Source organism: Actinokineospora terrae (assembly GCF_900111175.1).
Classification (GTDB): Bacteria; Actinomycetota; Actinomycetes; order Mycobacteriales; family Pseudonocardiaceae; genus Actinokineospora; species Actinokineospora terrae.
In genome coordinates this window covers 22376-33550 of sequence record NZ_FOGI01000004.1, presented here as the reverse complement: position 1 = coordinate 33550, position 11175 = coordinate 22376, and the positions used below count along the sequence as shown (strand labels likewise).

At 72.0% G+C, this 11175-nt stretch carries 12 protein-coding genes; all 12 read left to right on the top strand.

Going from position 1 to position 11175, the window contains the following annotated elements:
* Positions 1-309: 309 nt before the first annotated feature.
* Positions 310-627, top strand: coding sequence for an integration host factor, actinobacterial type (gene mihF, locus BMY07_RS08635; RefSeq protein ID WP_018686179.1), 318 nt, complete (start codon positions 310-312; stop codon positions 625-627).
* The gene (gmk, locus tag BMY07_RS08630) at positions 624-1256 is read left to right on the top strand and encodes a guanylate kinase (RefSeq protein WP_092776272.1); all 633 of its coding nucleotides are present in this window, start codon (positions 624-626) and stop codon (positions 1254-1256) included. The genes mihF and gmk overlap by 4 nt, the downstream gene beginning before the upstream one ends.
* A complete protein-coding gene (rpoZ, locus tag BMY07_RS08625; RefSeq protein WP_092776269.1) occupies positions 1253-1540 on the top strand; it encodes a DNA-directed RNA polymerase subunit omega in 288 nt (95 codons plus the stop codon). Before gmk ends, rpoZ begins: the two co-directional genes overlap by 4 nt.
* Entirely contained in the window at positions 1537-2772 is a 1236-nt protein-coding gene (coaBC, locus tag BMY07_RS08620; protein ID WP_245782283.1) for a bifunctional phosphopantothenoylcysteine decarboxylase/phosphopantothenate--cysteine ligase CoaBC, read from the top strand. The genes rpoZ and coaBC overlap by 4 nt, the downstream gene beginning before the upstream one ends.
* 63 nt (positions 2773-2835) lie before the next feature.
* Positions 2836-4041: a methionine adenosyltransferase gene (gene metK, locus BMY07_RS08615; protein WP_092776264.1), complete on the top strand. Its 1206-nt coding sequence runs from the start codon at positions 2836-2838 to the stop codon at positions 4039-4041.
* 86 nt (positions 4042-4127) lie between these two features.
* Positions 4128-4520 (top strand): DUF5313 family protein, encoded by a 393-nt coding sequence (locus tag BMY07_RS08610; RefSeq protein ID WP_245782282.1) that lies wholly within the window; start codon positions 4128-4130, stop codon positions 4518-4520.
* A 21-nt stretch (positions 4521-4541) separates the two neighbouring features.
* Complete coding sequence (locus BMY07_RS08605; protein ID WP_092776258.1) at positions 4542-6617, top strand: primosomal protein N'; 2076 nt, start codon at positions 4542-4544, stop codon at positions 6615-6617.
* 76 nt (positions 6618-6693) lie between these two features.
* A complete protein-coding gene (gene def, locus BMY07_RS08600; protein WP_092776255.1) occupies positions 6694-7239 on the top strand; it encodes a peptide deformylase in 546 nt (181 codons plus the stop codon).
* On the top strand, positions 7239-8165 hold the full coding sequence (fmt, locus tag BMY07_RS08595; RefSeq protein WP_092776252.1) for a methionyl-tRNA formyltransferase: 927 nt from the start codon (positions 7239-7241) through the stop codon (positions 8163-8165). The genes def and fmt overlap by 1 nt, the downstream gene beginning before the upstream one ends.
* Positions 8162-9592 (top strand): RsmB/NOP family class I SAM-dependent RNA methyltransferase, encoded by a 1431-nt coding sequence (locus tag BMY07_RS08590; protein ID WP_092776249.1) that lies wholly within the window; start codon positions 8162-8164, stop codon positions 9590-9592. Before fmt ends, BMY07_RS08590 begins: the two co-directional genes overlap by 4 nt.
* Positions 9589-10083: a flavoprotein gene (locus BMY07_RS08585; protein ID WP_092776246.1), complete on the top strand. Its 495-nt coding sequence runs from the start codon at positions 9589-9591 to the stop codon at positions 10081-10083. The genes BMY07_RS08590 and BMY07_RS08585 overlap by 4 nt, the downstream gene beginning before the upstream one ends.
* 105 nt (positions 10084-10188) lie before the next feature.
* Positions 10189-11169 carry an asparaginase gene (locus tag BMY07_RS08580; protein WP_245782281.1) on the top strand — a complete coding sequence of 327 codons (981 nt, stop codon included), beginning with the start codon at positions 10189-10191 and terminating at the stop codon, positions 11167-11169.
* Positions 11170-11175: the final 6 nt, after the last annotated feature.

Here is an 11175-nt window from a genome sequence, read left to right as displayed (position 1 = left end):
CTGCCCGCGCACTGTTAGCCCAGGTAGACGGCTATGGGCTGACCGGGTGTGTTCAGTGGGCTCCTGGGAGTGGCGGAGGCGACACTTTCGCCAACCGCCGGTGTCGCGATCGCGCTGAGTGACCGCTGCTGTGACGGCCGACACGGCGGTGAATTCCCAGGTCACGCCGCCGGATCTCACGCGTTGTTGATCAACTTCGGCGGCGGTGTCACGCACCGCACATGCTGGACCCGCGTTGTCCCCGCAGGCCAGGGGTCGGTAACGTCGCGGCACCGATCCGGAAGAAATCCCACCCCCACGGAGGAAATCGTGGCCCTTCCCCAGCTGACCGAGGAGCAGCGGGCCGCAGCGCTGGAGAAGGCGGCTGCCGCCCGTCGCGCCCGAGCCGAGCTCAAGGAGCGCCTGAAGCGAGGCGGAACCACCCTCAAGGACGTGCTGGCCCAGTCTGACAACGACGAGGTCCTGGGCAAGATGAAGGTCACCGCGCTGCTGGAGGCCCTGCCGGGCGTCGGCAAGGTGCGTGCCCAGCAGATCATCGAGCGCCTGGAGATCGCGCCGAGCAGGCGCCTGCGCGGCCTTGGTGACCGCCAGCGCAAGGCGTTGCTGGCCGAGTTCAGCGGCGAGTGACCGAGAAGTCGCCAGGCCGCGGGCCGGGATCGGGCGTAGCGCCCCGGTCCCGGCTCGCTGTCGTCTCCGGCCCGTCCGGGGTCGGCAAGTCCAGCGTGGTCGCCGAACTGCGCAGGCTGCACCCGGACGTCTACTTCAGCGTCTCCGCCACCACCCGCGCCCCGCGCCCGGGTGAGGTGGACGGCGCGCACTACCACTTCGTCGACCGCGCCGAGTTCGCGCGGATGCACCACGGCGGTGAGCTGCTGGAGCACGCCGAGTACGCGGGCAACTGCTACGGCACCCCGCGCGGGCCGGTCGAGGCCGCGCTCGCCCAGGGGCGGCCCGCGGTGCTGGAGATCGAGCTGCAGGGCGCCCGCCAGGTGCGCCTGGCCATGCCCGAGGCGCTGCTGGTGATGCTGGTCCCACCGTCGTGGGACGCCCTGGTGTCCCGGCTGACCGGCCGCGGCACCGAGGATCCCGAGGTCGTGGCGCACCGGCTGGCGGTGGCCAAGCAGGAACTGGCGGCCGAGTCGGAGTTCGACGCGGTCGTGGTGAACGCCGATGTGCCGACCGCCGCGCGGGAGTTGCTAACCTTGGTACTTCCGGACCTCTCGAACCACCCCGCGAACCAGGAGTACATCGAGTGATCACCCCTACCGAGCTTGGCGCCCTCGGCGAGCCGACGACGCAGCTCGAAGGCATCACCAACCCCCCGATCGACGACCTGCTCGACAAGGTCAGCTCGAAGTACGCGCTGGTCATCTACGCCGCCAAGCGCGCGCGGCAGATCAACGACTACTACGCCCAGCTCGGCGAGGGCCTGCTGGAGTACGTCGGCCCGCTGGTGGAGCCCGGTCCCCGGGAGAAGCCGCTGTCCATCGCCCTGCGCGAGATCCACTCCGGGCTGCTTGAGCACACCGAGGGCGAGTGACTGCTCGCCCACGGGTCGTGCTCGGTGTGGGCGGCGGTATCGCCGCCTACAAGGCCTGTGAGGTGCTGCGCCGGTTGACCGAGTCCGGTCACGAGGTGCGGGTGGTGCCGACCGAGGCCGCGCTGCGGTTCGTCGGTGCCGCCACCTTCGAGGCCCTCTCCGGCAACAAGGTGCACACCGGCGTGTTCTCCGACGTGCCGGAGGTGCCGCACGTCCGGCTCGGCCAGCAGGCCGACCTGGTCGTCGTGGTCCCGGCCACCGCGGACCTGCTGGCCAAGGCCGCGCACGGGCTCGCCGACGACCTGCTCACCGGCACCCTGCTCACCGCGCGGTGCCCGGTGCTGATGGTCCCGGCCATGCACACCGAGATGTGGGAGCACGCGGCCACCCGGGCCAACGTCGCCACCCTGCGCTCGCGCGGGACCGTGGTGACCGAGCCCGCCAGCGGCAGGCTCACCGGCGCCGACACGGGCAAGGGGCGCCTGGCGGACCCGGCCGAGATCGTCGACCTCGCCCGGCTGCTCTTGCACCGGCCCGACGCGTTGCCCCGAGACCTCGAAGGTGTCCGGGTCGTCGTCTCCGCCGGTGGTACCCGGGAACCGCTGGACCCGGTCCGCTACCTGGGCAACCGGTCCTCCGGCAAGCAGGGCTACGCGCTCGCCCGCACCGCGGCCCAGCGCGGCGCCCAGGTGACCCTGGTGTCCGCGCACACCCTCCCGCTGCCGGAACCGGCGGGTGCCGAGGTGGTGCGGGTCGGGACAGCCGCGCAGTTGCGCGACGCGGTGCACGCCGCCGCCGTGGGCGCGGACGTGGTGGTCATGGCCGCCGCCGTGGCCGACTTCCGGCCGGTGGTCTCCGCCGAGTTCAAGATCAAGAAGACCGCCCGGGACCCCGACCCGGTCGCGCTGACCCGCAACGCCGACGTGCTGGCCGAGCTGGTCGCCGCGCGCGCCTCGGGTGCGCTGCCCAACGAGCAGGTCATCGTGGGTTTCGCGGCCGAGACCGGCGACTCGGGGGCCGACGTGCTCGACCACGCGCGGGCCAAGCTCAGGCGCAAGGGCTGCGACCTGCTGGTGGTCAACGCCGTCGGCGAGGGCAAGGCGTTCGAGACCGAGGACAACGCCGGGTGGCTGCTCGCCGCCGATGGCACCGAACGCCCCATCGCGCTGGGCTCGAAGGCGCAACTCGCCACCGAAGTATGGGACTCCGTCGTGCAACTGCTCAAACGGTGAGTCGTCCCCAAGTCGGTTTCAGTACAGTTGCCCGGACACAGGGCGGACGATGTGGGGTAACTCGTGAGCGAGAACGGCAGCCGTAGGCTCTTTACTTCCGAGTCGGTCACCGAAGGCCACCCGGACAAGATCTGCGACGCGATCAGCGACTCGGTCCTTGACGCGCTCCTGGCGAAGGACCCGCGGTCGCGGGTGGCGGTGGAGACCCTGGTCACGACCGGCCAGGTGCACGTGGCGGGCGAGGTGACGACCGAGGCGTACGCGGACATCCCGAGCATCGTCCGCGACGTCATCCTGCGCATCGGGTACGACTCGTCGGCCAAGGGGTTCGACGGCAACTCGTGCGGGGTGAACGTGGCCATCGGCGCGCAGTCCGCGGACATCGCGCAGGGCGTCGACACCGCGCACGAGACGCGGGTGGAGAACGCGCTCGACGAGATCGACCGCCAGGGCGCGGGCGACCAGGGCCTGATGTTCGGCTACGCGTGCACCGACACGCCCGAGCTGATGCCGCTGCCCATCGCGCTGGCGCACCGGCTGTCCAAGCGCCTCACCAAGGTCCGCAAGGACGGCGTGCTGCCGTACCTGCGCCCGGACGGCAAGACCCAGGTCACCATCGAGTACGACGGCGACCGCGCGATCCGGCTGGACACCGTCGTGGTGTCCTCGCAGCACGCCGACGGCGTCGACCTGGACAAGCTGCTCGGCGTGGACGTGCGCGAGCAGGTCGTGCTGCCCGAGATCGGCGAGCTCGACATCGACAGCACCGACGTCCGGCTGCTGGTGAACCCGACCGGCCGGTTCGTCATCGGCGGCCCGATGGGTGACGCGGGCCTGACCGGCCGCAAGATCATCGTCGACACCTACGGCGGCATGGCCCGGCACGGTGGCGGCGCGTTCTCCGGCAAGGACCCGTCGAAGGTCGACCGCTCCGCCGCGTACGCGATGCGCTGGGTCGCCAAGAACGCGGTGGCCGCGGGCCTGGCGGACCGGATCGAGGTGCAGGTCGCGTACGCCATCGGCAAGGCGGCCCCGGTCGGCCTGTTCGTGGAGACCTTCGGCACGGAGAAGGTCGACCCCGCCAAGATCCAGACCGCCGTGCGCGAGGTGTTCGACCTGCGCCCAGCCGCGATCATCCGCGACCTGGACCTGCTGCGCCCGATCTACGCGCAGACCGCCGCGTACGGCCACTTCGGCCGCCCCGAGCTGGACCTCCCGTGGGAGCGCACCGACCGGGTCGACGACCTGCGCACCGCCGCGGGCGCGTAAGAGCATTCGTCAGCATCACCTCTTCCTCATTGGGTAATCCGTGGGGGAGAGGTGATGTTCTTATGTGGGCACCTACGATCCACGGCGTGCACTTCCAGCGACCGGACCCCGCTCGATGGCTGTGGTACGCGGTCGGTGGCACTCTCGCTGACCGGTACCGCTCCTGGGTCCTCTGGGACCTGACCGCCAGTACCTGGGTCCTGCGGCACTTCGCGCGGGTGATGGTCTTGTTCGCGCCGCTGTGGTTGCTGCTTCTAGTTCCGGGACCGCTGTCGTTGCGGTTCTCGATGGTGGCCGCCGGTTACGTCACCGGGCTGTACTTCTCGTTGTCGTTCATGGAGGACGCATGCGAGAGGCGCCTCATCAAGCACGGCTATCCCGTTGGCCTCAACCGCCGCATCCGGGAAGAGGCCGAGACCGGTGACCGCGCCGAGATCGTCGCCCTCTATGCGTCGTACCACCAGGATCGGTCGGACTGAGAGTCTGGTAGACCAGCCACTATGTCCGAACCCGACCCCGACGCGCTGTTCGACGTCGCGGTCCCAGTTGTGGCCCCCAAGCCGGTCGCGGCGTCGAAACCGCAGGTCCCGGCCAAGGGGCGGCAGGTCGCTGCCCCTGACCTGCCGGTGGCGAAGGTCTGGGTGGACGCCCCCCTGGCCCACCTGGACCGCACGTTCGACTACCTCGTGCCGGAGAAGCTCGACGCCGAGGTCGTGGCGGGTTGTCGTGTCCGGGTGCGGTTCAACCGGCAACTGACGGACGGGTTCGTCGCTGAGCGGGTCGCGGAATCCGACCTCGAAACCAGTCGGTTGTTGTTCCTGGACAAGGTTGTCTCACCGGAGCCGGTTCTCTCTCCCGAGGTCGCTGGGCTTTGCCGTGCCGTGGCTGACCGCTATGGCGGCACGATGATCGACGTCCTGCGCTTCGCTGTCCCGCCACGGCACGCGCGTGTGGAGGCCGAGGAGCCCGCTGAGCCTGCCGCCGCTCCGGCCGCACCAGACCCGACTGGGTGGGCGCGCTACCCGCGTGGTGCCGCTTTCCTCGACGCGTTGCAGGCCGGTAGGCAGGCGCACGCGGTGTGGCAGGCGCTACCGGGGGAGGACTGGCCCGCGCGGTTGGCAGAGGTAGCCGCTAGCGCTGCCTCCGTTGGCCGTGGTGCTGTCATCGTCGTACCCGACCACCGGGATGTTGCCCGAGTGCGTGCCGCGTGTGTGGCGTTGGCGGGGGAGGACGCCGTTGTCGCGCTGTCGGCGGATCTAGGACCGGCCAAGCGCTACCGAGGCTGGTTGTCCGTTCGACGCGGTGTGGCCCGGATAGTCGTGGGCACTCGCGCCACCGCCTACGCGCCTGTCGTCGACCCCGGGGTTCTAGTCGTGTGGGACGACGGCGACGACCAGCACTCCGACCAGCGTTCGCCCTATCCGCACGTGCGCGACGTGTTGATCCAGCGCGCTACCCGCACCGGCGCCGCGATGCTCGTCGCGGGCATCGCCAGGACCGCCGAGGCCCAACTGCTCGTGGACACCGGGTGGGCGCCGGAGATCGTCGCCGCCCGCGCCGAGCTGCGCGCCGCCGCCCCGAGGGTGACGGCCATCGGCGAGCACGACTCCCAGTTGGCCCGCGACCCGGCCGCCCGGACCGCCCGCGTCCCCTCGGTCGCCTTCGACGCCGCGCGGGCCGCGCTGTCCGCCGGCCATCCGGTGCTCGTGCAGGTGCCGCGTCGGGGCTATGTGCCCGCGTTGACCTGCCAGGAGTGCCGCGCCCCGGCGCGTTGCCGCCGGTGCGCCGGGCCGTTGGGCATCCCGCAGTCCGGTGGCGAGGCCCGGTCGCCCGCCTGCCGGTGGTGCGCGGCGACCGAGGCCAACTTCCGCTGCCAGAACTGCGGTTCCCGCCGCCTGCGGGCCGCTGTCGTCGGCGCGAAGCGGACGGCGGAGGAGCTGGGCCGCGCCTTCACCGGCGTGCCTGTCCGCACCTCTGGCGCCAAGGAGGTCCTCGCGAGTGTCGACGCCAAACCGGCGCTCGTAGTCGCCACCCCGGGCGCCGAACCCGTGGCCGAGGGGGGCTACGGCGCGGCGCTGCTGCTCGACGGTTGGGCGCTGCTCGGCCGCGTAGACCTGCGTGCCGCCGAAGAGGCCCTGCGCCGCTGGATGACCGCGGCCGCGTTGGTCCGTCCCGGCACTGATGGCGGCCGCGTCGTCGTTCTCGCCGACTCGACGCTTGCCCCCGTCCAGGCTCTAGTCCGCTGGGACCCTGTGTGGCACGCCACCGTCGAACTGGCCGCCCGCACCGAACTCGGCTTCCCACCCGCCGTGCGCATGGCCTCAGTGGACGGCTCGCCTAACGCTGTCGCACGCTTCTTGGCGGACCTGCCGCTACCACCCACCGGTGAGGTCCTAGGCCCGGTACAGCTGGGAGACCCGGAATCCGTTGACAGCCGCGAACGGGCCCTGATCCGCGTCGACCGCCCGCACGGCCGTGACCTGGCCGCCGTCCTGGCCAAGGCCCAGGCGGTCCGCACGGCCCGCAAGGACCCGGACCCGCTGCGCGTCCAGCTCGACCCGCTCGACCTGATCTGATGCCCCCGGCCACCGCCGCCGCCGGGTGAATAGACTGGTCCGACCGAACCTCGTTCCGAGCCCGCAGGGGAGACGTGTGACCGTCCAGCAGATCCGGCTTTTCGGCGACCCCGTGCTGCGCACCCCGGCCGCCGAGGTCGTCGACTTCGACCGGGAGCTGCACAACCTGGTGCGCGACCTGTGGGACACCATGCGCGACGAGGGCGGTGCCGGTCTCGCGGCCCCGCAGCTGGGGGTCGGCCTGCGGGTGTTCACCTACGCCTGCGACGGCGCCGAGGGCCACCTGGTCAACCCGGTGTGGACCGCGCTCGACGAGGAGGTCCAGGAAGGCCCCGAGGGCTGCCTGTCCATCCCCGGCTTCTCCTGGGACTGCCGCAGGCTCCGCAACGTCGTCGCCCGTGGCTTTGACATGCACGGCGAGCCCATCGAGGTCGAGGGCAGCGACCTGCTCGCGCGGTGCATCCAGCACGAGACCGACCACCTCGACGGCGTGCTCTTCCTCGACCGGCTCGACGACGACACCCGCAAGCAGGCCATGAAGGAGATCCGGCAGGCCGAGTGGTTCGACGGCGCCGTCCCCTCGCTCAAGCAGAGCCCGCACCCGCTGTTCGGTGCCCGCTGATGCGGTTGGTGTTCGCCGGTACGCCGGAGGTGGCGCTACCGGCGCTGCGGGCTCTCATCGCGTCCCGACACGAGGTCGCCGCTGTCGTCACCCGTCCTGACGCCCCCGCCGGGCGCGGGCAGCGCACGTCGCGGTCCCCGGTAGGGGCGCTCGCCGACGAACACGGCATCGAGGTTCTTACCCCGGCCAAGGCGTCCGACCCTGTCTTCCTCGACCGGCTGCGCGAGATCGGCCCCGACCTGTGCCCGGTCGTCGCCTACGGCGCGCTGCTGCGCCAGGCCGCGCTCGACATCCCGCCGCACGGGTGGGTCAACCTGCACTTCTCGGTGCTGCCCGCCTGGCGCGGCGCCGCCCCGGTGCAGGCCGCGATCCGGCACGGCGACGAGATCACCGGCGCCAGCACCTTCCGCATCGTGCGCGAACTCGACGCGGGGCCGGTCTTCGGCGTGCTCACCGAGCCGATCCGCCCCGACGACACCGCGGGCGTGCTGCTCGACCGGCTCGCCGAGTCCGGCGCCGGACTACTGCTGTCCACTGTGGACGGCATCGCGGATGGTGTGCTCGCCGCCGTCGAGCAGTCCGCGGACGGGGTCAGCCACGCCGCCAAGATCACCGTCGACGACGCGCGGGTCGACTTCACCCACCCCGGTCTCGCCGTCGACCGGCTGGTCCGCGCGGTCACCCCCGACCCGGGTGCCTGGACCGACTTCCGCGGCGAACGCCTCAAGCTCGGCCCGGTCACCCGCGCCGAGTCCGACACGACCCTGGCCCCCGGTGAGCTGCTCGTCGAGCGCAAGCGGGTCCTGGTCGGCACCGCCAGTTGGCCGGTGCGCCTGGGCGAGGTCCAGGCACAGGGCAAGAAACGCATGCAGGCCACCGACTGGGCCCGCGGCACCAGGATCGAGCCCGGGGAGCGAGTGGGATGACCCAGCCAGGCAAGCGAGCGCACCGACCGTCACGACCGAGCCGCGCGCACCCGCCGCGCAGGCCCGCGACGCCGGAACGCCCACCGATCGACGACCCGGCCCGCCGCACGGCGCTCGACGTCCTGCGCGCGGTGCGCAACGACGACGCTTACGCCAACCTGGTGCTGCCGAAGCTCTTGCGCCAACGCCGCATCACCGGTCGTGACGCCGCTCTGGCCACCGAACTCGCCTACGGCACGTGCCGCGCGTGGGGGCTGCTCGACGAGATCCTCGCCGAATGCGTGGACCGCCCGCTGAACAAGGTCGAGCCGGTGCTGCTCGACGCGCTGCGCCTGGGCACCTACCAGCTGCTGCGCACCAGGATCCCGGCGCACGCCGCCGTCGCGTCCACTGTGGACCTGGTGCGGGCCGATCTCGGCCCCCGGGTCACCGGGTTCGCCAACGCCGTGCTGCGCAAGGTCACCGACCACGACGAGGCGGGCTGGCTGGAGGTCATCGCGCCGAAGGCCGAGGAGGACCCGATCGGGCACCTCGCCGCCCGCACCAGCCACCCGCGCTGGATCGCCCGCGCCTTCGCCGACGCCCTCGGCTCCACCGGCGACGAGCTGGCGGCCGCGCTCACCGCCGACGACCAGCGCCCCGAGGTGCACCTGGCCGCGCGGCCGGGCGAGGTCACCGCCGAGGAACTGGCCGCCATGACCGGCGGCGAGCCTGCCCCGTACTCGCCCTACGGCGTCCGCCTCGAAGCGGGCTCCGGCGACCCGGGCGACCTGGAGCCGATCCGCGAGCGCCTCGCAGGCGTGCAGGACGAGGGCAGCCAGCTGTGCGCGGTCGCCCTGACCCGCGTCCCGGTCGAGGGCGCCGACAGCCGCTGGCTGGACCTGTGCGCCGGTCCCGGCGGCAAGGCGGCGATGCTCGGCTCGCTGGTCGCCATCAACGGCGGCACCCTGGACGCGGTGGAGGTCACGCCGCACCGGGCCAAGCTGGTCGAGCAGATCACCCAGGGCCTGCCGGTCACCGTCCACGTCGCCGACGGCCGCGATCCCGGCCTCGCGGGCAGCTTCGACCGCGTCCTCGTCGACGCCCCGTGCACCGGTCTCGGTGCGCTCCGGCGCAGACCCGAGGCCCGCTGGCGCCGCATGCCCGAGGACGTCGGGGATCTCACCAAGATCCAGCGCGAGCTGCTCACCAGCGCGGTGGACCTGGTCCGGCCGGGCGGCGTGGTGGCCTACGTCGTGTGCTCGCCGCACCTGTCGGAGACCGAGGGCGTCATCTCGGCGGTGGTCCGCGCCACTGGTGCCACGGTGCTCGACGCGCGGGCGAGCTTCCCCGAGGGCATGCCCGGGCTCGGCGAGGGCCCGCACGTGCAGCTCTGGCCGCACCGCCACGGCACCGACGCCATGTTCTGCGCGCTGCTGCGCCGATGATCCTGGGTCTGGTCGCGGCCGCGGGCGGTGGTCTGGAACAGCGCCTGCGCCGCGAACTGGCCGAGCCCGCGGTGGCCAGGGGTTGGGATCTAGCCATCACCTTCACCCCCACGGCGGGCCACTGGATGGCGGAGGCAGGGGAGACCGCGCGCTTGCAGGCTCTTACCCCGCTGCCGGTGCGTAGCCACCCTCGGCTGCCCAGCGAACCCAAGCCCTACCGGGTGCCGGACGCGTTCCTGTTCGTTCCGGCTACCGCCAACTCGCTGGCGAAACTCGCGCTCGGCATACAGGACAACCAGGCCCTCACCGCCCTGGCCGAGGCCGTGGGCACCCCTGGCCTGCCCGTCGTCATCCGGCCGCAGGCCAATCTCGCCCAGCGCGCCCACCCGATGTTCACCCCGCACCTGGACACGCTCCGGGCCGCGGGCTGCGTGGTCGTCGAGGACGAGCCCACGGTGCCGTGGGGGGAGATGCTCGACCTGCTGGGCTGATCGTGACGCACACAACCGTGGAAAACACCGCGTTGGGTGCGACCATCACCAGTGCCTGTGCGCAGACGCCCGGATCTGCCGCCCAGCGATCCTGGTGGAGGTTCCGTGACGCGGGTAGCGGTGATCGGTATGGGCGGCACCATCGCCATGGCTCCCAGCGCGGCCGGTGGGGTGGTCCCGGCGCTGGACGCGGCGGACCTGATCGCGGCCGTGCCCGGGTTGGCCGAACTGGGGCTGGAGATCACCGCGTGCGGGCTGCGGTCGTTGCCGAGCCCGTCGTTGTCGTTCGGGGACCTGGCGGCGCTGTCGGCGACCGTGCAGGCCGAGATCGACGCGGGTGCGACCGGTGTCGTGGTCACGCACGGCACGGACACCATCGAGGAGACGGCGCTCTTCCTGGACGTCACCATCGACTCGGACGTGCCCGTTGTGGTTACCGGGGCGATGCGCCATCCCACGTCGGCTGGTGCGGACGGCCCCGCGAACCTCTTCGCCGCCATCCGGGTCGCGGCCTCTGACACCGCGCGGGGACTTGGCGCGTTGGTGGTCATGTCCGACGAGGTGCACGGCGCCCGGTTCGTTCGCAAGGGGCACACCAGCAGCACGGCCGCGTTCGTCTCGCCCGGGTTCGGTCCTCTAGGGCTGGTCGTCGAAGGTGAGCCCAGGCTGCGCGGTACACCGCGCGTGCCTCTTCACCTGCCTGCCGCCGCCGCTGTGTCCGATCTTCGGGTCGCTCTAGTCACGGTCGCGCTCGGCGACGACGGTGAACTCCTACGCCTCGGCGGCCCTGCGTTCGACGGGATCGTGCTGGCAGGCCTCGGTGCCGGGCACGTGCCCGCTGGGATGGTGCCGATCGTGTCCGAGTTGGCCGCGCGGGTGCCGGTCGTGCTCGCTTCGCGTACCGGATCGGGGCCAGTCCTACGGCACACCTACGGCTACCCGGGCTCCGAGCGCGACCTGCTCGACCGCGGGTTGGTGCACGCGGGCTTCCTCGACCCGGCCAAGGCGCGGGTGCTGCTGCTGTTGCTGCTCGCCAACGGCGCCGATCGCACGCGCATCGTGAGTGCCTTCGAACACTATCGGTGACCTAAC

What these genes read in the sequence shown, in the direction of transcription:
- BMY07_RS08605 (WP_092776258.1), top strand. Translation starts at nt 4,542, where the DNA reads ATGTCCGAACCCGACCCCGACGCGCTGTTCGACGTCGCGGTCCCAGTT.
- fmt (WP_092776252.1), top strand. Translation starts at nt 7,239, where the DNA reads ATGCGGTTGGTGTTCGCCGGTACGCCGGAGGTGGCGCTACCGGCGCTG.
- BMY07_RS08590 (WP_092776249.1), top strand. Translation starts at nt 8,162, where the DNA reads ATGACCCAGCCAGGCAAGCGAGCGCACCGACCGTCACGACCGAGCCGC.
- BMY07_RS08585 (WP_092776246.1), top strand. Translation starts at nt 9,589, where the DNA reads ATGATCCTGGGTCTGGTCGCGGCCGCGGGCGGTGGTCTGGAACAGCGC.